30 protein-coding genes and 1 pseudogene are annotated in these 24,982 nt (G+C 63.0%); 19 read left to right on the top strand and 12 right to left on the bottom strand.

The window, feature by feature from the left end; all coding sequences use genetic code 11:
• Positions 1–5 precede the first annotated feature (5 nt).
• Entirely contained in the window at positions 6–209 is a 204-nt protein-coding gene (locus tag ACIPY2_RS03405; RefSeq protein WP_400264946.1) for a hypothetical protein, read from the bottom strand.
• A gap of 163 nt (positions 210–372) precedes the next feature.
• On the opposite strand from ACIPY2_RS03405, the gene ACIPY2_RS03410 reads away from it, so the two are divergent.
• Genes ACIPY2_RS03410 through ACIPY2_RS03435 form a run of 6 tightly spaced genes read left to right on the top strand, consistent with a single transcriptional unit; the run spans position 373 to position 5,422 of the window.
• Positions 373–1,380, top strand: coding sequence for an AAA family ATPase (locus tag ACIPY2_RS03410; protein WP_400264947.1), 1,008 nt, complete (start codon positions 373–375; stop codon positions 1,378–1,380).
• A 12-nt stretch (positions 1,381–1,392) separates the two neighbouring features.
• Positions 1,393–2,289, top strand: coding sequence for a DUF58 domain-containing protein (locus tag ACIPY2_RS03415; protein ID WP_400264948.1), 897 nt, complete (start codon positions 1,393–1,395; stop codon positions 2,287–2,289).
• Positions 2,279–2,740, top strand: coding sequence for a hypothetical protein (locus ACIPY2_RS03420; protein WP_400264949.1), 462 nt, complete (start codon positions 2,279–2,281; stop codon positions 2,738–2,740). The genes ACIPY2_RS03415 and ACIPY2_RS03420 overlap by 11 nt, the downstream gene beginning before the upstream one ends.
• Positions 2,740–3,708, top strand: a complete 969-nt coding sequence (locus ACIPY2_RS03425) for a VWA domain-containing protein (protein WP_400264950.1) — start codon at positions 2,740–2,742, stop codon at positions 3,706–3,708. Before ACIPY2_RS03420 ends, ACIPY2_RS03425 begins: the two co-directional genes overlap by 1 nt.
• Positions 3,705–4,700 (top strand): VWA domain-containing protein, encoded by a 996-nt coding sequence (locus ACIPY2_RS03430; protein ID WP_400264951.1) that lies wholly within the window; start codon positions 3,705–3,707, stop codon positions 4,698–4,700. The genes ACIPY2_RS03425 and ACIPY2_RS03430 overlap by 4 nt, the downstream gene beginning before the upstream one ends.
• On the top strand, positions 4,697–5,422 hold the full coding sequence (locus tag ACIPY2_RS03435; RefSeq protein WP_400264952.1) for a hypothetical protein: 726 nt from the start codon (positions 4,697–4,699) through the stop codon (positions 5,420–5,422). Before ACIPY2_RS03430 ends, ACIPY2_RS03435 begins: the two co-directional genes overlap by 4 nt.
• An 8-nt stretch (positions 5,423–5,430) precedes the next feature.
• On the opposite strand, the gene ACIPY2_RS03440 is transcribed toward ACIPY2_RS03435, so the two are convergent.
• Both ACIPY2_RS03440 and ACIPY2_RS03445 read right to left on the bottom strand, forming a co-directional pair.
• Positions 5,431–5,934: a DUF2004 domain-containing protein gene (locus ACIPY2_RS03440; RefSeq protein WP_400264953.1), complete on the bottom strand. Its 504-nt coding sequence runs from the start codon at positions 5,932–5,934 to the stop codon at positions 5,431–5,433.
• Positions 5,935–5,985: 51 nt separating this feature from the next.
• Positions 5,986–6,951, bottom strand: coding sequence for a LysR family transcriptional regulator (locus ACIPY2_RS03445; RefSeq protein WP_400264954.1), 966 nt, complete (start codon positions 6,949–6,951; stop codon positions 5,986–5,988).
• 349 nt (positions 6,952–7,300) lie between these two features.
• On the opposite strand from ACIPY2_RS03445, the gene nrdH reads away from it, so the two are divergent.
• The 5 genes from nrdH (at position 7,301) to ACIPY2_RS03470 (ending at position 11,721) form a co-directional block, all read left to right on the top strand.
• Complete coding sequence (gene nrdH / locus ACIPY2_RS03450; protein WP_347107636.1) at positions 7,301–7,546, top strand: glutaredoxin-like protein NrdH; 246 nt, start codon at positions 7,301–7,303, stop codon at positions 7,544–7,546.
• Positions 7,547–7,607: 61 nt separating this feature from the next.
• Positions 7,608–8,078 (top strand): class Ib ribonucleoside-diphosphate reductase assembly flavoprotein NrdI, encoded by a 471-nt coding sequence (nrdI, locus tag ACIPY2_RS03455; RefSeq protein ID WP_400264955.1) that lies wholly within the window; start codon positions 7,608–7,610, stop codon positions 8,076–8,078.
• Between the two features lie 11 nt (positions 8,079–8,089).
• Positions 8,090–10,231 (top strand): class 1b ribonucleoside-diphosphate reductase subunit alpha, encoded by a 2,142-nt coding sequence (nrdE, locus tag ACIPY2_RS03460; protein WP_400265109.1) that lies wholly within the window; start codon positions 8,090–8,092, stop codon positions 10,229–10,231.
• A 94-nt stretch (positions 10,232–10,325) separates the two neighbouring features.
• A complete protein-coding gene (gene nrdF, locus ACIPY2_RS03465) occupies positions 10,326–11,300 on the top strand; it encodes a class 1b ribonucleoside-diphosphate reductase subunit beta (protein ID WP_216925513.1) in 975 nt (324 codons plus the stop codon).
• A 79-nt stretch (positions 11,301–11,379) separates the two neighbouring features.
• Positions 11,380–11,721 (top strand): YciI family protein, encoded by a 342-nt coding sequence (locus ACIPY2_RS03470; protein ID WP_400264956.1) that lies wholly within the window; start codon positions 11,380–11,382, stop codon positions 11,719–11,721.
• Here ACIPY2_RS03470 and ACIPY2_RS03475 read toward each other — a convergent pair.
• From ACIPY2_RS03475 to ACIPY2_RS03485, 3 genes and pseudogenes are all read right to left on the bottom strand, one after another.
• Entirely contained in the window at positions 11,700–12,995 is a 1,296-nt protein-coding gene (locus ACIPY2_RS03475) for a DUF222 domain-containing protein (RefSeq protein ID WP_400264957.1), read from the bottom strand. The genes ACIPY2_RS03470 and ACIPY2_RS03475 overlap by 22 nt on opposite strands.
• 41 nt (positions 12,996–13,036) lie before the next feature.
• Positions 13,037–13,591: a PDDEXK nuclease domain-containing protein gene (locus ACIPY2_RS03480; RefSeq protein WP_400265110.1), complete on the bottom strand. Its 555-nt coding sequence runs from the start codon at positions 13,589–13,591 to the stop codon at positions 13,037–13,039.
• A 45-nt stretch (positions 13,592–13,636) separates the two neighbouring features.
• A pseudogene (locus ACIPY2_RS03485) lies at positions 13,637–13,999 on the bottom strand (DUF1016 N-terminal domain-containing protein); the annotation flags it as partial.
• Positions 14,000–14,188: 189 nt separating this feature from the next.
• Here ACIPY2_RS03485 and ACIPY2_RS03490 point away from each other — a divergent pair.
• Both ACIPY2_RS03490 and ACIPY2_RS03495 read left to right on the top strand, forming a co-directional pair.
• Positions 14,189–14,671 (top strand): DNA alkylation repair protein, encoded by a 483-nt coding sequence (locus ACIPY2_RS03490; RefSeq protein ID WP_400264958.1) that lies wholly within the window; start codon positions 14,189–14,191, stop codon positions 14,669–14,671.
• A gap of 90 nt (positions 14,672–14,761) precedes the next feature.
• The gene (locus ACIPY2_RS03495) at positions 14,762–16,270 is read left to right on the top strand and encodes an FAD-dependent oxidoreductase (RefSeq protein WP_400264959.1); all 1,509 of its coding nucleotides are present in this window, start codon (positions 14,762–14,764) and stop codon (positions 16,268–16,270) included.
• Here the strand turns inward: ACIPY2_RS03495 and ACIPY2_RS03500 are convergent.
• A complete protein-coding gene (locus tag ACIPY2_RS03500) occupies positions 16,267–17,232 on the bottom strand; it encodes a hypothetical protein (protein WP_400264960.1) in 966 nt (321 codons plus the stop codon). The genes ACIPY2_RS03495 and ACIPY2_RS03500 overlap by 4 nt on opposite strands.
• Before the next feature lie 81 nt (positions 17,233–17,313).
• On the opposite strand from ACIPY2_RS03500, the gene ACIPY2_RS03505 reads away from it, so the two are divergent.
• From ACIPY2_RS03505 to ACIPY2_RS03515, 3 genes are read left to right on the top strand one after another with little or no spacing between them, the layout of a single operon-like run.
• A complete protein-coding gene (locus ACIPY2_RS03505) occupies positions 17,314–17,802 on the top strand; it encodes a DedA family protein (RefSeq protein WP_400264961.1) in 489 nt (162 codons plus the stop codon).
• A gap of 31 nt (positions 17,803–17,833) precedes the next feature.
• Positions 17,834–18,637: a thioesterase family protein gene (locus ACIPY2_RS03510; protein ID WP_400264962.1), complete on the top strand. Its 804-nt coding sequence runs from the start codon at positions 17,834–17,836 to the stop codon at positions 18,635–18,637.
• Complete coding sequence (locus ACIPY2_RS03515; protein WP_400264963.1) at positions 18,637–19,377, top strand: biotin/lipoate A/B protein ligase family protein; 741 nt, start codon at positions 18,637–18,639, stop codon at positions 19,375–19,377. Before ACIPY2_RS03510 ends, ACIPY2_RS03515 begins: the two co-directional genes overlap by 1 nt.
• Before the next feature lie 34 nt (positions 19,378–19,411).
• Here ACIPY2_RS03515 and ACIPY2_RS03520 read toward each other — a convergent pair whose 3' ends face one another.
• From ACIPY2_RS03520 to ACIPY2_RS03530, 3 genes are all read right to left on the bottom strand, one after another.
• Positions 19,412–20,071, bottom strand: coding sequence for an MBL fold metallo-hydrolase (locus ACIPY2_RS03520; RefSeq protein WP_400264964.1), 660 nt, complete (start codon positions 20,069–20,071; stop codon positions 19,412–19,414).
• Positions 20,068–21,153 (bottom strand): S-(hydroxymethyl)mycothiol dehydrogenase, encoded by a 1,086-nt coding sequence (locus ACIPY2_RS03525; RefSeq protein WP_400264965.1) that lies wholly within the window; start codon positions 21,151–21,153, stop codon positions 20,068–20,070. Before ACIPY2_RS03525 ends, ACIPY2_RS03520 begins: the two co-directional genes overlap by 4 nt.
• Before the next feature lie 140 nt (positions 21,154–21,293).
• The gene (locus ACIPY2_RS03530; RefSeq protein ID WP_167267035.1) at positions 21,294–21,551 is read right to left on the bottom strand and encodes a mycoredoxin; all 258 of its coding nucleotides are present in this window, start codon (positions 21,549–21,551) and stop codon (positions 21,294–21,296) included.
• 143 nt (positions 21,552–21,694) lie between these two features.
• Here ACIPY2_RS03530 and ACIPY2_RS03535 point away from each other — a divergent pair, with 143 nt between their 5' ends.
• Entirely contained in the window at positions 21,695–22,459 is a 765-nt protein-coding gene (locus ACIPY2_RS03535) for an SOS response-associated peptidase (RefSeq protein ID WP_400264966.1), read from the top strand.
• On the opposite strand, the gene ACIPY2_RS03540 is transcribed toward ACIPY2_RS03535, so the two are convergent.
• Positions 22,460–22,849, bottom strand: a complete 390-nt coding sequence (locus ACIPY2_RS03540; RefSeq protein WP_400264967.1) for a hypothetical protein — start codon at positions 22,847–22,849, stop codon at positions 22,460–22,462.
• Positions 22,850–22,894: 45 nt separating this feature from the next.
• On the bottom strand, positions 22,895–23,434 hold the full coding sequence (locus ACIPY2_RS03545; protein WP_400264968.1) for a TetR/AcrR family transcriptional regulator: 540 nt from the start codon (positions 23,432–23,434) through the stop codon (positions 22,895–22,897).
• Positions 23,435–23,493: 59 nt separating this feature from the next.
• Here ACIPY2_RS03545 and ACIPY2_RS03550 point away from each other — a divergent pair, with 59 nt between their 5' ends.
• Both ACIPY2_RS03550 and ACIPY2_RS03555 read left to right on the top strand, forming a co-directional pair.
• Positions 23,494–24,549, top strand: a complete 1,056-nt coding sequence (locus ACIPY2_RS03550) for an FAD-dependent monooxygenase (protein WP_400264969.1) — start codon at positions 23,494–23,496, stop codon at positions 24,547–24,549.
• An 89-nt stretch (positions 24,550–24,638) separates the two neighbouring features.
• Complete coding sequence (locus tag ACIPY2_RS03555) at positions 24,639–24,980, top strand: DUF6504 family protein (RefSeq protein WP_400264970.1); 342 nt, start codon at positions 24,639–24,641, stop codon at positions 24,978–24,980.
• Positions 24,981–24,982: the final 2 nt, after the last annotated feature.

Below are 24,982 nucleotides of genomic sequence, written 5' to 3' on the forward strand. Positions count from 1 at the left end.
GGCCATCAGTCGATGTCCTCCACTATTTCCCCATAGGGGATGGTCTCGTCCAAATGGGCCTGGTGGCCTGTGGGACCGTGGTTGTAGGTGATGCGGACACCGTGCCGCTGGTCGGCGGCCGACTGCAGCAGCACGGGACGAATGGCATCGATGACGTGCTGGTTCTGGCTGGCGAGGTACTGCGCATAGGCGGCTGGTAGCTGAGGCATGGCAAAAGGATAGACCTGTGAAGGCCCCATGGGGAGGGGTACCCATTGCGGCCTGACCAGGCCCGGGCTTGTATAGAGTGGCCGGATAGAGTGGCCGGATGCGGGTCCCGTGCCGTTCACCGGTTATTGATGCGGGCATAGGGCGCCAAGAAGGGGACGACGAGTGCTTCAACAGACAGCCGCGACCGGCATCGATGCATCGGAGCTGGCCCGTGCACAGCAATTCGTGGGCGGCATTGTCCGGAGCTTTGAAGCCAAGGTGGTGGGCCAGGAACGACTCCGGGAAACCTTGGTCATTGGCTTGCTCACCGGCGGACACGTCCTGCTCGAGAGTGTTCCGGGCCTTGCCAAGACAACAGCGGCGCAGGCCCTTGCCGATTCCGTCAGCGCGGACTTTCGCCGCATCCAGTGCACTCCGGACTTACTGCCGAGCGATATCGCCGGTACGCAGATTTACGACGCCGGCAAGGGCACCTTCGTCACGCAGCTGGGTCCTGTCCACGCCAACATTGTGCTGCTGGACGAAATCAACCGTTCCAGCGCGAAGACGCAGAGCGCCATGTTGGAGGCGATGCAGGAGCGGCAGACTTCCATCGGCGGGGAGCCGTACCCCCTTCCGCAGCCCTTCCTGGTGCTGGCCACCCAGAACCCCATCGAGCAGGAAGGAACCTACCGCCTTCCGGAAGCCCAGATGGACCGGTTCATGGTGAAGGACGTCCTGGATTACCCCAGCCCGGCCGAGGAAGCCGAAGTCATCCGGCGGATTGACGCCGGGGTGTTCGCCGATGACCGGAAACCGCCCGCCGCGGTGTCCCTTGATGCCGTATCGGAGGTCCAGCAGCTGGTCCGTCGCGTTTACATCGATCCCGCCATCATCCGCTATATCGTGGGCCTGGCGTACGTGACCCGCAACGCGGGCCGGTACCTTGAGCCGGGGCTGGCCAAGTTGGTCGAGTTCGGTGCAAGCCCGCGTGCGAGCATCGCCTTCAGCCAGGCCGCCAGGGCACTAGCGATCCTGGATGGCAGGGACCATGTGATACCCGAGGACGTAAAGAAACTGGCGCACCGGGTGCTTCGCCACAGGATCGTGCTGGGTTTCGAAGCGGTGGTCGAGGGAACGTCCGTGGAAACCGTCATTGACGCCGTGCTCGCGGCAGTCCAGACGCCGTAACGGTCCTTGAAGGTGCCAGGACTCCTCCAGCGGGTGAAGTCGAAGATGTTCATCTTCGCGCACCGAAAAACTCTTGGCTTGCTCGAGGGCGAGTATGGTTCGGTCTTCAGAGGACGCAGCCTCGACTTCGATGACCTGCGCACGTACGTTCCCGGGGATGAAGTGCGGGATATCGACTGGAAGGCAACAGCCCGCCACGGCTCGCCCCTGGTCAAGCGCTACACGGCCGTCCGCCGGCATTCCGTCCTGCTGCTGGTGGATACGGGCAGGACCATGGCGGCGGAGGCGGCCTCCGGTGAGTCGAAGCTGGAGATTGCCGTGGAGGCCGCAGGCGTCCTTGGGTACCTGGCGTGCCGGCACGGTGACGACGTCGGCCTCCTCCACGGGACCGAAACGTCCAACCGATACCTTCCGCCGCGTGCCGGCGAACACAACTTGGAGCGGCTTCTGCGTGAAGTCCAGTCGGCGGTTTCGCCCCAGGGGCCCGCGAGCGCGCTGGCCCAGCAGTTGGATTACGCCTTGCGGTTCCTGAAAGGGCGGCTGCTGGTTGTTGGCGTGGCCGACGAGTTCATGCCAGACCAGCACACCGTGGAGCTGCTGCGGAGACTGGCGGCACGTCACGAGGTTCTCTGGCTGACCATCCGGGATGTCGAGCTGGTTTCCGACGCGACTGCCCCTTCCAGCAGGGACCTGGGAACAGGCTCGATGATCCCGTCCGCCCTCGCCGCTGACCCGGACGTGCGGAAGGCCTATCTGGCAGCAATGCATCAGCGGGAAGAGCGCCGCAGGGAACTTTTCCGCGTGTTGGGGATCGCGGAGGAACAGGTTGGCAGCAGCGACGGCGTTGTTCCGGCGGTCTTCGCACTGCTGGAGAGGCATAAAGCCGGGAGGTCCGGACGTGCAGGATAATCCCGGCTTCCTTGGTCCCCTCCAGTACCAAGGGCATTGGCTATGGCTTGGCCTCCTGCTGATGCTCCTGGTCGCGGCTTGGTACGCGTGGGTCTTTTGGCCCGTCCGGGCCAAGCCGCCCGGCAAAAAATCCAACACCACCGCCGACGTGGCAGCGTTGCGGGCCGCCTGCCTCCGCGCGATCGACGCCGTCGTGGCGGACGTCGACGCCGGCCGGCTTCCCGAGCGCGAAGCGCACCAGCAATTGAGCATGCTCGTGCGTGGATTTGCCGCGTCGGTCACGGGACACCCCGCCACCACCATGACGCTCCACGACCTCTCGGAGCAGGGCTTGGAGCCCTTCACTGCAGGCATCGCCGGGATCTATCCTGCAGAATTCGGTCCAACCACGGATCGGACCGTGGGTGAATCAGCGGTTGCGGCCCGTGGGGCGGTGGAAGCTTGGAGCTGATGTATTGGTGGGTTTTCCCGGCTGCTGCAGTTGCCCTCCTTATTGCCCTATCCGTGTTTCGCAAACGCCGTCCGGAGAATGCCAGGCTGGTGGCGCACGGCGACCGCCTGACCGGGCTGCCCGCGTACCGGCATGCACTGAGAAAGCGCAAGGCCCTGCTCATCATCGCCGTGGTGCTGGGTGCCGTCTTCCTTGCCGCAACGGCTACAGCAGCCGCAAGGCCGGTGCAGCGCAGCACTGAACAACCGGAGAAGAGGAACCGGGACATCGTCCTGTGCCTTGACGTTTCGGGCTCCATGACCGGCACGGACGCCGCGCTCGCCGCAATGTTCCAGCAACTCGCCAAGGAATTCGACGGCGAGCGCATCGGCTTGGTCATTTTCGACAGCAGCAGTGTCCAGGTGTTCCCGCTGACTGACGACTACGAATTCGCGGCCGGTCAGTTGGCTGAAGCGCAGAAGGCCCTCGACTCCGGCGCCGGGCCCTTCTTTGATGGCACATGGAACAGGGGAGGCTCTTCCCTGATAGGTGACGGACTGGCGTCCTGCGTACAAAGCTTCCCTGAACAACCTGACGACAATGGCGAGCGCTCACGATCGGTGGTACTCGCCACCGACAACTTCCTCTCCGGCGATCCGATCTTCACCCTCCCTGAGGCCGCTGCCCTGGCCAAGGAGAAGCGCGTGAAGGTTTACGCGATTAACCCCGGAGACCTGGACTACGGCAATGATGCGGAACAACCCGGCGCGCAGCTCAAGGCGGCAGCCGAAGCCACCGGGGGCAGCTACCACACCTTGGACAACTCCGAGGCTGTACCGGGCATCGTCAACGAGGTCCAGGCCACGGAAGCCGCCAGCTACCGCTCCGCACCCATTGTCCAGGTGACCGACGAGCCGGCATGGCCCCTGGGCGTCGCCGTGCTGGCTGGTGCCGGGTTGCTTGTCACGGGATGGCGGGCCAGGCTATGACGTTCGCTCCGTTGATCCCCTGGCCATTCCTGCTGGCCGCTGCCGTCATCGTGATCGCCTTCACCGGCTGGCTCGTCCTGAGCGAACGGGGACGCGGGCGAGAGGTGACGCTGCCCGCCATCCGGGCGGCCGCCGTCGTTCTTCTGCTCCTTGCCGCCCTGCGTCCCGGCTGGCCCGGCGGCGAAGCGCAGACCGCACGCGCTGAACTCGACGTCTTCTTCGTGGTGGATACCAGCACGAGTATGTCTGCCGAGGACTATAAGGGCACTGAAACCCGCCTCTCCGGGGTGAAAGCCGACATCCTGGCCGTGGCAAAGGAACTGGCGGGAGCGAAATTCTCCCTCATCACTTTCGACAACAAGGCCAGCGTTCGGATGCCCCTGAGCCAAGACGCCACGGCCCTGCAAACCGCCGTCACCACTATGCAGCCGCAAAACCCCCGTTACGCCGCAGGGAGCACCATCACGGCTGCCGGAAACCTCCTCAAGGACAGACTGACCGCCGCCCGCACGCAGCATCCCGGCAGACCGGCACTGGTGTTCTACGCCGGGGATGGCGAAAACACCGCAGCCCAAGCACCAGGGCGCTTCGCGGTGGACTCGGGCGACGTCAACGGGGGAGCGGTGCTGGGCTACGGAACGAAGGACGGGGGCCGGATGAAGGACCCCTCTGGCCCGGGCTATATACGGGACAAGAACAACGGCGACGCAATCTCCAGGGCGGACGAAGAAGCGCTCAAGGCTATTTCCGCCCAACTGGACGTGCCTTACGTGCATCGGACCGCCGGCGACAGCCCATCTCCGATGCTCAGCAAAGCCACCCCCGGTTCCCTGCAAAGCCCAGTGGACGATGGGCCCGGGAGGGTAGAGCTGTACTGGCTCATGTCGCTCGCCGCCTTCCTGCTGTTGATGCACGAGCCACTCCGCCACGCAGCCGCCCTGCGCAGCCTTCGCGGATCTTCAGATGGCCGCAGGAAGGAGCCCGGGCAATGAACGGCGCGGCTGAACCTCTGCCGGACCTGCGACGTCGGAAACGGCGCCTTGCCCTGTGGTCCGCTCTTCCAGCCGTTGGTGCGCTCGCAGTCGCCGCCAAGCTGGCCAGTGTGGGTTTACTTGGCGGGAGTGCTGCAGGTTCGTTCGAGGCAGGCAACGCAACCGACGTCGGCAATGCCGCCGCATGGCTCAAGGTAGCCAACGTCCTTGAACCCCACAAGGCCCATTTTGCTTCGGGCGACGCGCATGCACTTACCGGCGACTTCGCGGCGGCCCGCAGCGACTTTGAGGACGCCTTGGCTGCGGGCCCCGGCAATGATGAGTGCAAGGCGCGGATCAACCTGGCCCTGAGTATCGAGAAACTCGGCGACGCGGCGGCTGCATCGGACGTGCCCAAGGCAGCCGGCCTTTTCGCCGAAGCACTTGGAGTCGTGGAGTCGGCGCCGGCCGGCTGCCATGCCGCAGGGCCTGCGAATGCCGAGGGCGAGGGAAAAGACCTGGATGCTGCCAAGGAGCGGCTGAACGGGAAGCGGGGAGCAAGCAGCGACGGCGGTTCCGGGCGCCCGTCGTCGTCCAGCCAGGCGCCTGCCCCCAAATCGGAGCAACTCCAGCAACTCCAGGACAGCGCGCAGCGTGCCCAGCAGGAGCGCACCAAGGGGCAGGAACGCGACGAATACCTGCGCGGCCCGGACAACGGCGGGGGAGTGGATAGGCCCTGGTAACCCCTTTGCTACTCCCAGAGAATCTCGTCGTCCACCACGCCGTCCTCATCGGCGGCGACTACCAGCGTTTCGTCCGTGAAGTGTGAACCGAGCGTGAAGTCCAAGACGAAGTAGCGCTCCGGTTGGCCCGGATAGATGGCTACGTGGCCGAGTTTCAGGGCTTTGAGGAACACATCGTTGGTGAGCTGGTTCTTGTCCCGCACCCCGAAGACGGATTCAAGCTGCTCCTCTTTGAGCTGATTGCTGTGGAAATGCAGGAACTGCTGGGTGTTGGTCCCGTCCTGGTCCAGCTCTTCGGCGATCATTTCGCGGACCTGGTCAACGAGTTCGGGAAGGAAGCGCAAGCGATAGTCCACCTTGTGCATGGCGGCCTCGTCGAAGTGGTCGTGCGCAGTGACATTGAGGTCCAATTCCAGCGGGTTCCCGCCGATCTCGTGTTTGGCCACAAAGCAATGTTCACGCCCATGGTTGAGCTCGATTTCCCCAAAATGCTTGCTCGCTACCTTGCCCATGTGATCAATCTAACCCCATCAACCAGAGGGTTCCAGCAAGTTGGGGATATTTCACTTTCGCCGCTGCGGACCCTTGGCGGGCACTGGTTTCAGGGGCGGCAAGCCGGCTTTCCCCGTGGTTCCCCTGAGCGTGTCGGCGAGAAGCTGCGTGAACAACTGGACCTGCGCCGTGCGCTTCTCGTTGATGAGCAAGGCGAAAACGTTACGTGCCAGCCGGATGTCCGGGACGTCAAGGACCACGACGCCGGGCGGCCGGTTCCGCAGCGCCAGTTCCGGTACCAGCGAGGCCCCCAGTCCGGCCGCCGTCATCTCCAGGCTCGCGTGGAAATCGTCGCTGTAGGCCACCACGCGGGGGTGGAGGTTGCAACTGGCGAACAGGCGTTCGATCACCAGCGCGTCGCTGGTGCCGGGGTGGTGCACAATCCACGGCATGTCCGAGAGGTGGGCGGCCTCGATCTCGGCGTCCTCGCGGATCTTCCAGGATGCCGGCAGGACTACGCGGAAGTCGTCGTCGCCGATCCACTGGCGTTCCAGGGAGTGCGGCCACGCCAAGCCGGACTGGCCCACCTGATAGACCAAGGCAACATCCAGCTCCCCTCCGGTGCGCAAGCCCTGGATGGTTTGCGCGGGCTCGGCGACGGAGACTTTCAGTTCGATTCCCAAGCCGTTCCAGCGATCGTTCCGCAAGATGTCAGGCAATACGTAGGTGGCCAGGCTCGGGAAGATTCCCAACCGCAGCTCCTGGGCAGGGGTGTCATTGGTCCGCGAGGCTGCCGCCATGAGTGCCTCGACGTCGGTCAATACCTTGGAGGCATGGCGGGTCATGGTGACTGCCGCCTCGGTCGGCACGACGCTACGGGCCGAACGCTGGAAGAGTTCCACACCCGTGTCGCGTTCCAAAGCAGCCATTTGTTGGGAGACCGCCGAGGCGGTGTAACCGAGTTGTGCCGCGGCTGCGGCGAAGGAACCCAGCCGTGTGACCTCCATGAGTGTACGGAGGTGCAGGAGATTGACCATCAGCAGATTTTAGCTGTTCGCCACGCCACATTTTCAAAGTGTCACGACACGCCGGGTGTAGACGACACGCGGGAGATTAAATGTGGCTAAGTAGTCCACAGGGTGTGGATTTCATCTCTCACTTTGGCGGATTTACGGACATTTTGAGGCCCCTTGCCTGTGGACGGCCGGTGGATTGAATGACATACTTGTAATACATCATCTTGGGGTCCCCGCCGGGCGCTTGCACTACATGTAGTATCGATTTACGGATTGAGCGGGAAACCAGCACAAGACAAGAACAGCGTGTTGGCCGGTAGAGCCCGCCAGATACGAAGAGCAACAGACTTCAACTAAGGGGACAGGGATCATGACCGTTACGGTTTACACGAAGCCGGCCTGTGTTCAGTGCAACGCAACCTACCGCGCACTCGACAAGAAGGGCATCGCCTACCAGAGTGTCGATATCTCCCAGGACGCCGAGGCACTTGAGCGCCTGAAGGCGCTGGGCTACATGCAGGCTCCCGTCGTGGTAACCGAGCAGGACCACTGGTCCGGATTCCGCCCGGACAAGATCGAGGAACTGGCTCAGACCGTTTCCACCTCCGTGGCCTAAGGTTCGCCAACCCCAAACCGCCGCAACAACGAAGAATTCCTATGTAGTCGAGGTGACTCCCATGGCACCGCTGGCAGCGGCAACCGTACCGCGTGAGACGGAAGCTGTCATAACGAGGAGTCACCTCATCTACTTTTCCTCCACCTCAGAGAACACCAAGCGTTTTGTCCAGAAACTGGGCCGGGATGCAGCCCGCATTCCGCTTTACGCCCAGGACGCCCCGCTCCAGGCCCTTGAACCCTTTGTCCTCGTGCTGCCCACGTATGGGGGGACCAATGGTGAAGGTTCAGTGCCAAAGCAGGTCATCAGGTTTCTGAACAACCCGCGGAACAGGGAGCTGATCCGCGGTGTTATCGGAGCGGGGAACACCAACTTCGCGGACAACTATTGCGCAGCAGGTGACATCGTCGCCGCCAAGTGCAATGTGCCGCATCTCTACAGGTTTGAACTCATGGGGACGCCGGAAGACGTCGATCGGGTCAATCAAGGATTGGAAAAGTTTTGGACACGACTGTCGCAGAAACAGAAGTAACCGGGGGCGCTGTGGAAACGGCCAAGAAGCCACTGCCCGAGGCCTACAAGGGCCTGGGCTATCACGAGCTCAACGCAATGCTGAACCTGTATGGTGCCAACGGCGAGATTCAGTTCGAAGCCGACCGCGAAGCGGCACACCAGTACTTCCTGCAGCACGTCAACAACAACACGGTGTTCTTCCACGACCTGGAAGAGAAGCTCGACTACCTGGTGAAGAACCAGTACTACGAGCGTGAAACCCTCGACCAGTACACGATGAACTTCATCCGCGACCTCTTCAACCGCGCGTACAAGAAGAAGTTCCGTTTCGAGACATTCCTTGGGGCCTTCAAGTTCTACACGTCCTACACGCTGAAGACGTTCGACGGCAAGCGCTTCCTTGAGCGCTATGAGGACCGCGTCTGCATGGTTGCCCTGCACCTTGGCCGCGGCAACGAAGAACTCGCCACCCGCCTGGTGGATGAAATCATCGATGGCCGTTTCCAGCCGGCGACCCCCACGTTCCTCAACGCCGGCAAGGCCCAGCGCGGCGAGCTCGTCTCCTGCTTCCTCCTCCGCATCGAGGACAACATGGAGTCGATCGCCCGCGGCATCAACTCCGCCCTCCAGCTCTCCAAGCGCGGCGGCGGTGTGGCACTGTCCCTCACCAACATCCGTGAGCACGGCGCCCCGATCAAGCAGATCGAGAACCAGTCCTCCGGCGTCATTCCCGTGATGAAGCTCCTCGAAGACAGCTTCTCCTACGCCAACCAGCTCGGTGCCCGCCAGGGTGCCGGTGCCGTTTACCTGCACGCCCACCACCCGGACATCTACCGGTTCCTGGACACCAAGCGTGAGAACGCGGACGAGAAGATCCGTATCAAGACTCTCTCCCTGGGTGTCGTCATTCCGGACATCACGTTCGAGCTCGCCAAGAAGAACGAGGACATGTACCTCTTCTCGCCGTACGACGTCGAGCGCGTCTACGGTGTCCCGTTCTCCGACATCTCCGTCACCGAGAAGTACTACGAGATGGTGGACGATTCCCGGATCAAGAAGTCCAAGATCAATGCCCGCGAATTCTTCCAGACCCTCGCGGAGATCCAGTTCGAATCCGGCTACCCGTACATCATGTTCGAGGACACCGTGAACCGCGCCAACCCGATCGAGGGCAAGATCACCATGAGCAACCTCTGCTCGGAGATCCTGCAGGTTTCCACGCCCTCCATCTACGGCGAAGACCTGAGCTATGAGACCGTGGGCAAGGACATTTCCTGCAACCTCGGTTCCATGAACATCGCCAAGACCATGGATTCCCCGGACTTCGGCCTGTCCATCGAGACCTCCATCCGTGCCCTGAGCGCAGTGTCGGACATGTCCTACATCAACTCGGTGCCCTCCATCGCGCAGGGCAACGCCCAGAGCCACGCGATCGGCCTCGGCCAGATGAACCTCCACGGCTACCTTGCCCGGGAGCGCGTGCACTACGGTTCCGAAGAAGGCCTGGACTTCACCAACATCTACTTCTACACGGTGCTGTTCCACGCCCTGCGTGCCTCCAACAAGCTGTCCATCGAAACCGGCCAGACGTTCGGCGGTTTCGAGAACTCCAAGTACGCAACCGGCGAATTCTTCGACAAGTACACCGAGCAGGAATGGGCCCCGGAGACCGAGCGTGTGCGCGAACTCTTCGCCGGCCACCACATTCCCACCCAGGACGACTGGCGTGAACTCAAGGCTTCGGTCATGGAGCACGGCATTTACAACCAGAACCTCCAGGCAGTTCCGCCTACCGGTTCGATCAGCTACATCAACAACTCCACCTCCTCGATCCACCCGGTGGCCGCCAAGATCGAAATCCGCAAGGAAGGCAAGATCGGCCGCGTTTACTACCCGGCTCCGTACCTGACCAACGACAACCTGGAGTACTACCAGGATGCCTACGAAATCGGCTACGAGAAGATCATCGACACCTACGCCGCTGCCACGCAGCACGTGGACCAGGGCCTGTCCCTGACTCTGTTCTTCAAGGACACAGCCACCACGCGTGACATCAACAAGGCGCAGATCTACGCCTGGCGCAAGGGCATCAAGACGCTCTACTACATCCGCCTCCGCCAGCTCGCGCTGGAGGGGACCGAGGTCGAGGGTTGCGTCAGCTGCATGCTGTAGTCAACCACACACATAACTGAAGAGTACGACGGCGGGTCACCACCCGCCGTCGTACGCTTACCTTAAAGAACCACCCATCGCTAAAGGGGATGACATGACCGAGAAGGTCAAGCTGCTGAGCCACGTCGAGGCCATCAACTGGAACAAGATCCAGGACGACAAAGACGTGGAAGTCTGGAACCGCCTGGTCAACAACTTCTGGCTGCCGGAGAAGGTTCCGCTGTCCAACGACGTCCAGTCGTGGCACACGCTGACCCCGGAAGAGCAGCAGCTGACCATGCGCGTCTTCACGGGCCTGACCCTGCTGGACACCATCCAGGGCACCGTGGGCGCTGTCTCCCTGATTCCGGATGCGCTGACCCCGCACGAAGAAGCTGTGTACACCAACATCGCCTTTATGGAGTCGGTGCACGCCAAGTCATACTCTTCGATCTTCTCCACCCTGTGCTCCACCAAGGAAATTGACGACGCTTTCCGCTGGTCCCTCGAGAACGAGAACCTGCAGAAGAAGGCACAGATCGTCATGGACTACTACCAGGGCGACGATCCCCTGAAGCGCAAGGTTGCCTCCACGCTGCTGGAGAGCTTCCTGTTCTACTCGGGCTTCTACCTGCCCATGTACTGGTCTTCGCGCGCCAAGCTCACGAACACGGCTGACCTCATCCGCCTCATCATCCGCGACGAGGCCGTGCACGGTTACTACATCGGCTACAAGTTCCAGAAGGGCCTGGAGAAAGTTTCCGAGGCCCGCAAGCAGGAAATCAAGGACTACACGTTCGAGCTCCTCTTCGAGCTGTACGAGAACGAAGTCCAGTACACCCACGACCTCTACGACGGCGTTGGCCTGGCCGAGGACGTTAAGAAGTTCCTGCACTACAACGCCAACAAGGCCCTCATGAACCTGGGCTACGAGGCCATGTTCCCGGCATCGGTCACCGACGTGAACCCGGCCATCCTCTCCGCCCTGTCCCCGAACGCCGACGAAAACCACGACTTCTTCTCCGGCTCGGGCTCCTCCTACGTGATCGGCAAGGCCGTGAACACCGAGGACGAAGACTGGGAGTTCTAGGTCTCGCTGTATTTTGATAGTTTCAAAGCCCCTTGCGCTGAACGGCGTGAGGGGCTTTGACGTTTCGACGGAGGCCTACATGACCAAGTACCTCATCTCTTTTCCCGGCGAAGCCATGATGATTCCCGAGGGGGAGTTCCAGGCAGTCGCCGATGCCGCGCATGCAGTGATCGAGGAGGCCAAACAAGCCGGAGTCTACGTCTTCGGGGGCGGGATCAACGAGGACGTTGCGCCGGTTCGTGTTTCAGGAGACGGCGCGATCCAGCCCGGCACCTATCCGGGGCACACCGTACCCAACGGCGGTTACACCGTTCTCGAGTTGCCGTCCCGTGAGGCTGCCATTGAGTGGGCATCCAAAATCGCTGTAGCTTGTCGGTGCCCGCAGGAACTCAGGGAGTTTCAGTACGATCCCGCGAGCTGACTTCGATACCCGGGTAAAGGTGGGGCGGTGGAGTAGTAGTTGTGGCCAGTGGGCGTGGTCAGCTGGAGCGTATGTCTGACGCCGGGGTGTGATCGCGCGGCCCAGCCAGGGTTCTCCTTGGTGTAATTGCAGTGTTCGCAGAGGCCGGCTGCATTGTTGAGGGTGGTTCGGCCGCCTTTTGCCCAGGCGAAGATGTGGTCGTGGTGGCGGATAGGGGCGTCGCAGTAGGGGGTTCGGCAGGTGTCGTCCCGGGTTTCGACAAAGCGCCGCATTCCGGTCGGAAAAAAGCGCGCACGCGAGTCCGTGGCGAGGAGTTCGCCGGTGCCCGGGGCTGTGTAGAGGCGGCGGAGCCAGATGTTGAACTCCTGCTGTTGCGGCTGCGGGTCGGAGTCTTTGGTGATAAGTTGCCGTGCCAGCTCGGCGGGGATGGTTCCGTAGCCGGCCAAGCGTGCGGGTTCGGAGTCGCCCTGCAGCAGGGTGCGGTCGGTCATGACGAGTTGGAGGTCGATTCCGGTATATCCGTGTCGAGTGCCGGTGAGTTGCTCGACGAGGGTGTCTGCCATGACCTGGCCGCGTGTTCTGGCGTCGCCCAAGCCGAGGGCCGTCCCGGCGGCTTGGGTGAGGGCCGCATAGGCAGCGACTCCTTGGGCCACCGGCAGGAGTGCCGTCAGGTAGGTCATGGTGTCCGGGGCCGGGCGGAGGCTAACGTGCCGTTCAGTGGCCGCATGGGCTGCGCGTTGGGTGACTGATCGCGGGTCGCGGCGGTAGGCGGCGGCCTTCGCGGCAGCGATGATGGTTTTGTCTCCCGCGCCTTCGAAGGTCCCCGTGTCGGCGGCCAGTTCGTCGTCGACGGCGCAGCGGTCTTCGGCGGTCAGGCAGGCGGTTTCCTTCACGAGCAGGGTGGCCCGCCACTCATTCAACTGTCCGGCCTCGAGGGCTGTGAGGGTGCGTGGCATTTCGGTAACCAAGGCTTTTGCAAGGCCGAGGAGGCGGGAACCTTTGTTGGGTGATTCGCGTCGCGCCAGTGCGATTTGGGCTGCGACACCTCGGCCTTGGTCCGCGACAGGTACCCCGGACTCGGCTTGTTCCCGGCGCTGGGCGAGATCGAAGGCCACCGTGATCTTGGCCTGCAACGCCGAAATCGCAGATTTCATGTCCTCAAGAACCCGGAGTTGGTCTATCAGCCCACTGGATGCAGTTCCGACGGAGTGCGGAACGGAATCGGCGGGCACAACCAATGCCGCGGCCGCCTGCTCTTCCCGGATCTGCTCCATGTCCTCACTCTGCCAGGAGCCACTGACAATTTAGCGCCCACCTACCCACCAAGCCTCGCCGCTTCAAGAGCCAGCTCCGCCTCCAAGGTCTCGATGCTGGGCAAGCTGGAGATCAGTTCATCCGGCAGGGAATCCTCGAGCGAGGTCCGCCATTCCGCAATCCCGATCGGCGTGTTGAAGCCCCGCAAAGCGTACTCGGCCACCACGCTGTTCTTTTCCTTGCACAGCAACAGGCCAATGGTGGGCTTGTCGTCAGGATGGGCCATGAGATCGTCCACGGCCGCCATGTACATCCCCAACTGGCCAAGGAAACCGGGCTCGAATTTCACCGCCTTCAACTCAATGACCATGTAGCAGCGGAGTTTGAGGTGGTAGAAGAGCAAGTCGGCAAAGAACTCGTCACCATTGATCTCCAGCCGGACCTGCTCCCCAACAAATGCGAAACCCTGGCCCAGCTCCAGCAGGAACTTTTCAACGTGCTTCACCAATTGCAGCTCCAGATCCCGTTCGGTGTGACGTTCGGTCATGGCCAGGAAGTCAAAGACGTATGGATCCTTGGTGGCTTGCTGCGCCAAATCCGAATCGGCGGGGACCATGGTTGCCGCAAAGTTGGTGATGGCCTGCCCTGATCGCTCGTGCAAGCGCGTGCTGATCTGGTGCACCAGTACGTTGCGGGACCAGCCATGTTCGGCAGCTGCCGCAGCGTACCAAAGCCGCGTGGCGCCGTCGTCGAGCTTTTCCAGCAGGGCGATCTGGTGGTACCACGGCAATGTTGCAAGCGGCGCTTGCAACTTTGGGAAGTCGGGCCACGCCTGTGCGAAGCTCTTCATGTACCGGAGGTTCCGCGGGGAAAAGCCCTTGGCTTCGGGGAACCGGTTCCGGATGTCGGCCGACAAGCGGGTGACCACCTTCGCTCCCCATCCTTGCTCTGATTCGCGCTCGGCAAGCTGACGCCCAATGCTCCAATAGGAATTGAGAAGTTCGCTGTTTGCCGCCGCCATGGCCCGGGTACGCCCAAGCCGTACTTACCGGGCGACCGTGCTCAACAGTGCGGGATACCAGTCGGGCATGGAAGACGCGGCGGGGACGCGCGGCAAGGCCGTGGTGGTGGTGGCAAGTTCCTGCGACGCCATGTTTCTCCTGTCGGTGGCTGGTAAAACCACGCTAGGAGGAGGCACTGACAGAATAGGAGGGTGAGCGAAGCCGGTGAATTCGTGGACTACACCCTCCAACGCGAGTCGTCCTGGGAGAAGGCCTACGGGATCCAGGAACGCGCGGGCAAAGGCCTCAAGGTTTACGGTGCATCAGTGGGAGCCGTCCGCGGAACCATCCGTGACACGCTCAACCGGTACAGGAACCTGGGCCACGACGACATCACCGCCCTCAGCACGGAGTTATGGGCCGAACCGGTGTTCGAGCGAAGGCTGGCGGCCGTCGTCCTGCTGCAAACCGAGGTAGGCCTGCTAACGCATACGGACCTGACCCGCCTGGAGGGATTCATCCGGCAATCGGACACCGATGCGCTCGCAGTCCCACTTGCCAACGACGTTGTCCGCCCGCTCTTGGACCGCCTTGAGGGCCAGGCCAGGGACAAGGCAATCAAGGTCCTGCAGCGATGGAGGGATGATCCCGATCCGCGCCTCCAGCGGGCAGCGGGACTCGTAGCCGGCGACTGAACCCCTTGATTAGCGTCCGCCGCCCGCCTAGCGTTTCCTTCAACGCATGCCAGATGCCAATTTTGTGTAATTGAGGGGCAGGTTGTTGTGATGAAGTCACTGTGGTTGGACCGCGAATCCCGCTTTACGTCCGATGCGCTTCCCGATGAAAAGCATTTTGACACGATCGTTGTTGGCGCCGGGCTGACGGGCCTGGTGGCCGCGCTTCTGCTATCGCGGTCCGGGCAACGGGTGGTGGTTTTCGAGGCGCGTACGCTGGGCGCTGTCACCACGGGCAACACCACCGGAAAGCTCAGCCTCCTGCAAGGCGGAGCCCTGTCCGCCCTGCGCAGCCAGTACTCCCTCAAAGTGGTCCAGGCCTATGTCGAGGCCAACAGGACGGGACAAGCCTGGCTGACCCAGTACATGGAACAGCAGGGCGTTCCGTTCCAGCGCCGCACGGCCGTCACTTTTGCAACCAGTGACGACGGCGCCCAGCGGCTTCGCAAGGAGGCCGCGGTTTCGCGTGACGCAGGTTTGGAGGTCCACTTCAGCAGGGACGCCGGACTGCCCTTTCCCGTAGTCGAAGCGTTGGAGCTCGAGGACCAGGCACAGATCAACCCCATGGACGTTTTGGAGGCCCTGGCCGGTGACATCCGCGAGCACGGTGGCCTGGTCGTGGAGGGAGTCCAGGTCCAAAACGTCGGTTCCGGCCAACCCGTGGAAGTGGCTACCCGAAAGGGCGCCTTCACTGCGGACACCGTGGTGGTGGCAACCGGAACTCCCATCCTGGACCGCGGTTTGTACTTCGCCAAGCTTGAGCCGAACCGTTCCTACGCCGCGGCCCTGCGGTTGCCGGCGGACGCAGCAATACCTGTTGGCATGTACCTGTCCATCGATCCTCCCACAAGGTCGCAAAGGACGTACCCCGGACCGGATGGAGAACTGCTTCTGGTAGGCGGCTACGGGCATGCGGGAGGCAGGGCAAAATCGCCCCAGGCGCACCTGGATGCGCTGCTGGGCTGGGCTCGTGGGAACTACCCGGACGCCGAGGTGACACACACGTGGTCAGCCCAGGACTACCAGGCCACAAACCTGATGCCGTTCTTCGGAAAGCTTCCCCGCGGGCACGGCCGCATCTTCTTCGGCACCGGCTATAACAAGTGGGGGATGAGCAACGGAGTGGCAGCGGCGCTGTCCATTACCGCGGATATCCTGGGCGGCCAGTCCGATTGGGCCAGCACCATCCACCATCGGGTTACGTCACCGCAGGGCGCCGCGCAGGCCGTCAAACTGAACGCCGGCGTCGCGAAGCGCATGATCGAGGACAAAGCCAAAGTCAGGAACAACCCGGAGATCACCGACGAAACCCGGCCGCCGGAGGGGAGCGGCGTCGTCGGTCTTTACAAGGGCGAGCCTGCTGCGGTTTCCACGGTGGATGGCAAGGTCTGCAGGGTTTCGGCCAGTTGCGCGCACCTGGGCGGCCTGCTCACCTGGAATGACGCCGAAAAGTCGTGGGACTGCCCGTTGCATGGCTCGAGGTTCACTCCCGAAGGCAAATACCTGGAGGGACCCGCAACGCACCACCTGCAAAGAACCGTGGGCAAGAAGAAGGACTAACCCAGCCTCTCCACTCGCCGACGGGCCTGGTCCGCAGCGCGTCTCAGCTGGGTGGCGGTCCGTACAGCACGTTTCTTGTCCGACTCGGCGGTTTCGGTGTCCCTCGTGATGCCCAGCAGTTCCGCTTCGAGTGAGGCGAGCCGCTTCCTGGCTTCCTCGATGTCGGATTGCACTCCTGAGCGCCTGCGTTCGAGCTTCTTTACCGCATCCCAAGCCTTTGTTGCTGCGTCCTCGGCTTCGCGGGCCTCCTTGTCAGCGGCCTCGAATTCTGATTGCGCCTCTGCGAGGGCTGCCTGCCGTTTCGCCGCGCGCCGTTCGGCCAGGGACGTAGCAGTTTCGTCCGGCTTCTCTTCCTTGGTTTGAGGCTTGGACCGGGGCTCCTGCGCGGCGGGAGCCTTCTTCCTTGGCGCGCTTGCTTCGGTGGCAGGAGCGCGCTGAACCCTCGCGGCTTCCTCGATTCCTCCACCTGCCACCGCCCCGCTGAGGTCGACCGCTTCGAAGCCGCTTCCGCTCAATCCGCGGACCAGTCGCCCGGTAGCCACAGCCGCTGCCGCGCCGGCGTCGGCCATCGCGGCACGGAAGGTTTGCTCGACGTCGGCAGCGGCCGCCGCGCTGAGGGCGGCACCGAGGTGGGTGGCCAGGTCTTTCGCGGCGTGCACTGCGGTGGTCAGTTCCCCTTGTCTTTGCTGTCCTAGTTCCCGGAATGCCTCCGCATCCCCGTTCTCTTGCGCAGCACGCAAGGAAGCGCCAAATCGGACGACGCCGTCAATCACCTCGGGCCTGTTGGCGGCAAGGACGTTGATGGCCCATGCGCCCGAGGTCGGTTTGGCCAATCCCGCTATTTCCTTGGCGAGGTCCTTGTCCCCTGCTTCCTTGGCTTCCCGCGCGAGGGCCGCTCGCCTGGCGGTGAACTCCTTGGGCAGTATTGCGTACAGCTCCTGGGCGGCATCGCGGAGATCCATGCTTTTATCCTAGGGTTTTGGCCACGGCGGTCGGCGCAGGCCGGGCGGTGGGGGACCTTGGCTTAGGGTAGCCTAAGTCGAGTGGACCAGATCTTGAGCTTGCCCTTAGGCGTCGCACTCGCGGCGCTTTTTGCCATTGTCATGGTCCGGGTCAACGCCACCTATTGGCTGGGGCGAGGAGTCGTTGCCGGGTTTGCCCGGACCCGCTTGGGCAGCTCGTTGCAGAAGCCCCAAGCAGCCCGTGCCCAAGCGCTCATACAGCGCTGGGGACCTTACGCCGTCGTGGTTTCCTTCCTCACCATCGGGCTGCAAACGGCCATCAACCTCTCTGCCGGGGCGGCGCGCATGCCCCTTCGCCGCTACCTGCCGGCCGCGATAGCCGGATCCGCCCTCTGGGCGGTGCTGTACGCGACCATTGGTTTGGCTGCCCTTGAGGCGTGGCTGGCCTTGGCCGCGGCTTCACCTGCGGGAGCCGGGTTGGCCGTGGCGGCGGTGGTGGTCGGTGCGCTGTGGATCGTTGTGGCAAGGCGGCGTCGTAGTGCTGCCAAATCTGCGGATACAGTGGTCTGAGTTCTACTGCTGCATCGGCGAAAGGCTCGGCTTGACTACTGCATTACCGGAACTGGCGGAGGGCAATTTCTATTACGAATCGCTGGGCGATGGTCATTACCGCTCCACCATCCATGCCCAGGGCGCTTGGAATCCCCACGAACAACATATGGCTCCGGCCTCGGGCATCCTGGCCGACGCGTTGCTGCGGCACCAGCCGCGCGACGACGTCCGGATGGCCCGGATCAGCTACGAAATCCTGGGGCTGATTCCCGGCGGAGAGTTTGAAGTAACCACCTCGACGTTGAGGCCCGGCCGAACCATCGAACTGATCCAGGCCGAGTTGTCCGCGGCCGGGCGGCCGGCAATCCGCGCCACGGCCTGGCGCATTGTCACCAGCGATACCAGCGCCGTGGCCGCCGTCGAAGACGACGCGATGCCGGCACCGGATGAGTGCAAACCCTGGGACGGCGCCAGCGTTTGGCCCGGGGGTTACATCCGTTCCTTGGAAATGCGCATTGCCGAGGGGCACCGGCCCGGTTCGGGGAGGGTGTGGATCCGCACCATGCACCCGCTGACCGACAAGGACGACAGCAGCGATGTGGCCCGCTTGATGGGCTTGGTGGACACAGCCAATGGGATTGCCGCGCGGGTGCCGCCGGGAAAGGACAGCTACATTTTCCCCAACGTGGACCTTCAAATCCACATGTACCGGGAGCCGTCCGGTGAATGGTTGGGACTGGACAACAAGGTTTCGTTCGGTGCGGACGGGATCGGCCTGACTTCCACGGTCCTCCACGACCTCAACGGGCCGTTTGGCCGCGCGGAGCAGATCCTCACCTTGAGGAAGAGTTGATGGCATCCGGGACGGGGAACCTCACGGTGTACCGGCAGACGGAGACGTTCGGTGCCGCAGGGGACCTGGACTTCGCTCTGGAGATGCTGCAGCGCGCACGGAAAGGGCTGTTGGGACCGTCGCTGCGGCTTTACCGGCCCCAACCGACCGTGGCCTTCGGGCAACGCGATGCGAACCTTCCTGGCTTCAAGGCCGCCGAAGAGGCGTGCCGGGCGCTGGGTTTTGAACCGCTGGTCCGGAAAGCCGGCGGCAGGGCCGCGGCCTACCATCAGGGCACCCTCGTCATCGACCATGTGGAGCCGCATCCGGACGCCATCGTGAAGGCCAAGGCCCGGTTCTCGGAGTTCGGCGAACTGTTGGCCGGTGCGCTCCGCAGCGTAGGTGTCCATGCAGCCGTCGGCGAAATTCCGGGTGAGTACTGCCCTGGTGAATTCAGCGTCCACGGCGAGGATCCCGATTTCCCAGCCCACCGCATCAAGCTGATCGGAACGGCCCAGCGGGTGGTTTCCGGGGGTTGGTTGTTCAGTTCGGTGATCGTGGTGGAAGATTCGGCGCCTATCCGCGAAGTTCTGGCTGCGAGCTACGATGCGCTTGGCCTGGAATGGGACCCCGCGACTGCCGGTGCCGCCAACGACCTCCTTCCCCACCTGGATGTGGCTACGGTGGAGAAGGCGGTCGTCGAAGCCTATGGCACGTACGCGGAGGTCCTGGAAGGCGACTTCCGGTCACTCCTGGTTTGATGGGCCAGGGCTCGCCGGGCCAGGGCTTGACGGGCTAGTGCCCCCGGGCAATCCATTCATCCAGGTGCGGGGCCTCCGCGCCGATGCTGGTCGATTCCCCGTGGCCCGTGAGGACCACTGTGTCTTCGGGGAGGTCCAGCAGCCGGGTCCGGATGGACTCGATGATGGTGGGGAAGTCGCTGTAGGACCGGCCGGTGGCGCCTGGTCCGCCTTGGAACAGGGTGTCGCCGCTGAAAACGGTGTTGACGCCGGTTCCGTCTTCCTGTGCAGCCAACAGGAACGAGACTGACCCCGGGGAGTGGCCGGGAGTATGCAACGCTTTCAAGGTTGTTCCCGCAACGGTGAACTCGTCTCCGTCTTCAATCGCTTTGTCCGGGTTGATGCCGGGGAACACTGCGTGCCAAAGCATCCAGTCGTCACGGTGAAGATGGACGGGGGCGTTGACGAGGTCCCGGAACTCTCCGGCGAAGCGGATGTGGTCGTCGTGGCCGTGGGTCAGCAGGATGGCTTTGACGGTTCGCCCGTTGACGGCGTCCGCGATCTCGCCGGGGTTGTGGGCGGGGTCGATGACGATGCATTCCGAATCGTTGCCGATGATCCAGACGTTGTTGTCAACGTCCCACGTTCCGCCGTCCAGGGAGAAGGTTCCCGAAGTGACCACTCGGTCGATGCGTGCGGCGCCTGTCTGGGTCACAGTTCCACCACCGATCGCAGGACGGCGCCGTGGTGCATTTTGTCGAAGGCTTCTTCCACCTGGTCGATGGTGATGCGTTCGGTGACGAAGGCGTCAAGGTCGAGCTTGCCCTGCTTGTAGAGGTCCACGAGCATGGGGAAATCGCGTGAGGGCAGGCAGTCGCCGTACCAGGAGGACTTGAGCGAACCGCCCCGTCCGAAGACATCGAGCAACGGGAGTTCGAGCGTCATCTCCGGTGTCGGCACGCCAACAAGGACCACGGTCCCGGCGAGGTCGCGCGCGTAGAAAGCTTGCTTGTAGGTTTCGGGACGTCCGACGGCGTCGATCACCACGTCAGCGCCGAATCCACCGGTCAGGGCGCGGATCGCTTCCACCGGGTCTTCGGCGGAGGAGTCCACGGCGTGGGTGGCGCCAAGCTCCTGGGCGCGTTCGAGTTTCTTGGCGTCGATATCGACCGCGATGATCGTGGTTGCGCCTGCGAGCGCGGCGCCGGCGATGGCGGCAACCCCTACGCCGCCGCAGCCGATAACAGCAACTGAGTCACCGCGCTTGACGCCACCGGTGTTGATTGCGGCGCCCAGACCTGCCATGACACCGCAGCCGAGGAGCCCGACTGCAGCGGGATCGGCGTCGGCGTCCACTTTGGTGCACTGGCCGGCGGCTACGAGGGTCTTTTCGATGAAGGCGCCGATGCCCAGGGCGGGGGACAGTTCCGTGCCGTCCTCGAGGGTCATCTTCTGCGTGGCGTTGTGGGTGTTGAAGCAGTACTGGGGTTCGCCGCGCTTGCACGCACGGCAGTTTCCGCACACTGCCCGCCAGTTCAGGACGACGCGGTCGCCCGGGGCGATCTCCGTGACGTCGGGCCCGACGGCGCTGACCACGCCGGTGGCTTCGTGGCCGAGCAGGAAGGGGAAGTCGTCGCTGATGCCGCCGAGCTTGTAATGAAGGTCGGTGTGGCAAACGCCGCTGGTGAGGATGTCAACCAGGGCCTCGCCTGGGCCCGGTTCGGGGACCAGGACTGTTTCGAGGGTGGCCGGTGCGCCTTTGGAGCGCACGACTACACCTTGTACTGCGTGAACCATGAAAATATTTCCCTTCGAGGTCGCGGATGGTGCGGCCTGGGGTCCGCATAGAGGGTCCATTCTGTCTATCACACGTCAACGGCCATGTGCCGCCGCGAGCCGCAGAGTGGTCTATGCGGACGCCCGGGAAAGCGGGGTCCCTATGCTGCGAGGCGGCTCTCGACCTCGGAGGCGGAGGGGTTGGTGGCTGCGGTGCCGTCCGGGAAGAGGACGGTGGGAACGGTCCGGTTACCTCCGTTGAGCTGCTCAACGAGTTCGGCCGTGCCTTCGACTTCTTCGATGTTGATTTCGGTGTAGCCGATGCCCTTGGCGTCGAGCTGCTTCTTCAGCCGGTTGCAGTAACCGCACCAAGTGGTGGAGAACATGGTGATGGTGCCGGAGTCGGGTGTGAAGTCCACAGAGGTCTCCTTGGTCTGGATTCGGATGGTTTTCGTTCCTATCAACGGTAACCTGCGGCCTGATAATTCCCGGCGGGCAGCGATCCAGGGTTACGTCACATCCCTGCTGGTGTGTTCGGCGGCTTCAGGGCAGACTGTTTGGCATGTGTGGACGTTATGTGATGGCGCGTGCCGTGGGCGATCTCCTTGCTGAGTTCGATGCGGAACTGGAGAACGAGATTGCCATTGAGAAGTCGTGGAACGTTGCGCCAACAGATACTGTTCCGATCGTGCTTGAGCGGGCCGTTGATGACGGCATCAAGCGTCAGTTGCACGTCGCCAAGTGGGGCCTGGTGCCGTCATGGGCCAAGGATGCCAAAGGTGGCGCCCGCTTGATCAACGCCCGAAGCGAAACGCTTCTGGAAAAACCGTCGTTCCGCAAAGCCGCCGCCGCCCGGCGCTGTGCGGTTCCGGCAGACGGGTACTACGAGTGGAAGAAAGGCGAGGGCAAGAACAAACAGCCCTACTACGTCCACCCCGGAAACGGCCACGGACTGGTTTTCGCCGGCCTTTATGAGTGGTGGAAGGACCAGGCGCTGCCGGATGATGATCCTGCCCGGTGGTTGTTGTCCATGTCCATCATCACGGCTGACACACCTACGGCCGAGTCGGCCCGGACCAGGCGCAGCGCGTCGGTGTTCGACGAGCTCACGGCGCTGCACGACCGGGTTCCGTTGCCTATGAGCAAGGAGACCATGGAGGCCTGGCTGGATCCGCGCGAAAAGGACGCAGAAGGCTTGGTGGACATGGTCCGTTCCAAGGCCCACGACGCCGCAGCGGATTGGACACTGGACCCCGTGGGTGCTGCCGTGGGCAATGTGCGGAACAACTCCCCGGAACTGATTGAGCCCGTGGAGGGCCTGTTCTAGCTAGAGGTCTTCGCTGACCGGCACGCCGGACTGGAATTCGCGGCCGTCCGCCTCGCTGAATCCCGTCATCACATGGCCTTTGGCTAGCCCGTGAATGGCGGAGGCGGGAAAGCTTCCAGTGATGACGTTCCCTGAGTGCTCCACGCCTTTGATGTCGTAGTTTTCTTCGGTACTCAGGGCATGGTTGAAGGAGTAGAACGAGATCGCTTCCCCGTTCATGAATTCGATGCCGAGCCTGCGCTGCGAGGAATAATCCTCACTGGCTGCTACCAGTCCCACGACGTAGGCGCCGGAACCAGGGATGTTGCCGTCGATTTCGAAACGCGCCACGAGGTTGTTGTCCGTGGCGGTGATGGTGACCTGCTTCAGGAGTGCGTCATGGGTGCTCATGCCACAATCCTGCTCTGCGGACCCGCGGACGTCCACCCCCGGGAATCAACCTTGAAGCAGCTTCAGCACATTTGCCGCGACCGTGGAGCGCTGCAGGTCCTGTCCGCGGCGAGCCGTCAGCAGGTGCAGGGCGAGGCCGTCCCCATAGTCGGCAACGGCTTCGGCTTTCGTCCTTGGGTGGGATTCGTCCAGGGATGCCAGGATGTGTTCGAGGCCTCCCACCATGCGTGCATGGCCGGCTGCCACGAGCTCCGGCTGGTCCAGCGCCAATGCGAACCGTGCACGGGTCAGGTCGGCATGTTCATGCGCCAAAGCAAGCACCGCTCCGGCGAGCTGATCAGCCAACTCAGCCAGCGACGTCGGAAGTTCCTGGCTGCCTTGCTGCTGCAGCAGCTGCGCATCCCGCGCTTCGACGTGATCGACGGCGGCAGCCACCAGTGCGGCCCTGCTGCGGAAGTAGTTGGAAGTGGTACCAAGGGCCGCGCCGGCCTGGGCGTCGACAGCCCTGTGGGTCAGGCCTTTGAGGCCTTTGGAGGCGACGACGGCGAGGGCTGCTTCGGCCAGTTGGGTACGTCTGTCAGGCATGGTGGAAATTCTAGCTTCGCACCCTGGTTGCACTACAAATGTAGTAGTAGTCTTGGGTCATGGAAAAAGTGGACATCGTGGGCGGCGGGATCTCCGGCCTGGCGCTCGCAGCAAGGCTCGACCCCGCGAAATTCGAAGTAGTGATCCACGAACAGCGCCCTGAACTCCCCGCGGTTGGAACCACGCTGGCCATGTGGGCCGATGCCAGGAATGCGCTCGGAGAACTGGGACTCCTTGGGGCCTTGGAGGAACGGGGATCCCGCCTCACTTCCGGTGCCCTGCGCGGCCCTTCGGGAGTGCCCTTGCTCTCACTCCAAGGGGAGGGGCTCATGGGCATATCCCGCGCCAACCTCCTGCAATTGCTCGACTCGGCCGTTCCTCCGTCAGTCGGGCGGGTCACCCGCAGGGTGGAAGAAATTTCCCCGAAGGATGCACTGGTGGTCGGCGCGGATGGCGTCCACAGCACTGTGCGCCGCAGAATATGGGGGCCAAGGTTCGACGCGAAGCCCACTCCCTTCCTCGCGGTCAGGGGAATGATCCCGGGCAACCCGGAGCCGGAAGAGGTAGGGGAGTATTGGGGAAGGGGCACCCTCTTCGGACTCGCACCTGCCGGGACCGCCACCAACTGGTATGCGTCCTTCCGCACCGACCTCGGCCCGGAAAGGGTGGAAGTGGAAGAAGCGCTCGAACTCACCCGACGCTCCTTCGCCGGCCATTCGCCGGCTGTTCGCCAAGTCCTCGCCCAAGCGGCCCCTGAGACGTCCCTCGCCCAAAGGATCTGGACCATGCCGCCCCTCGGCAGATACACCCGAAAGGGCATTGCCTTGCTGGGCGACGCAGCCCACGCCATGACGCCGAACCTTGGCCGCGGCGCATGCGAAGCCCTGGTGGATGCAGTGACCCTGGGAAAGCTCCTCAACGAACACCCCAGGGGAGAAGCGTTGGCCAGGTACAACAGGAAAAGGGTGCTGCCCACCCAGCAGCTCAAAGCAGCTTCTTACGTCATGGGGCGGATAGCGCTCGCAGAAACAATGCAACCGGCACGCGATGCCCTGCTGAGTCAAGTAGGAAAACGGCTATCCGCAAAGCCTGCGGCGGCCGGAACCCGGGAGTAGGTTTTGCCGCTCCGCCGTCGTAAACTGGAACTATTCGAACATACTTTCGAATAGTGATTGCGGTGTGTTGCGGTGTAAGGAGCGTACAAATGGGACTGTTCAGTGAGTCCATTGACGTCATCTGCACGGAAGAAGGATCGCCCCAAAGGGTCAACTGGCGCGGCAACGACTACCAGGTATGTGCCGATCCTGTCCGCTGGTACGAACGGCGGCAATGGTGGTCGGAAGAAACCCGGGCCCCCTTGGGAACAGGAGCAGGGCTGGTGGACCACGAAATCTGGCGTGTCCAACTCAAGGAAATGTCAGGACCGGATACCGGCAAACTCATAACACTGGACGTCGTCCGCCACATCGGAAGCGGCAGATGGCGTCTGGTGAGAATCCACGACGCCGCGCCAAGCCGCGCCGTGGAACCCGAGGAAGCCGCCTGACC

Source organism: Paenarthrobacter sp. NPDC089675, assembly GCF_044749185.1.
Lineage (GTDB): Bacteria > Actinomycetota > Actinomycetes > Actinomycetales > Micrococcaceae > Arthrobacter.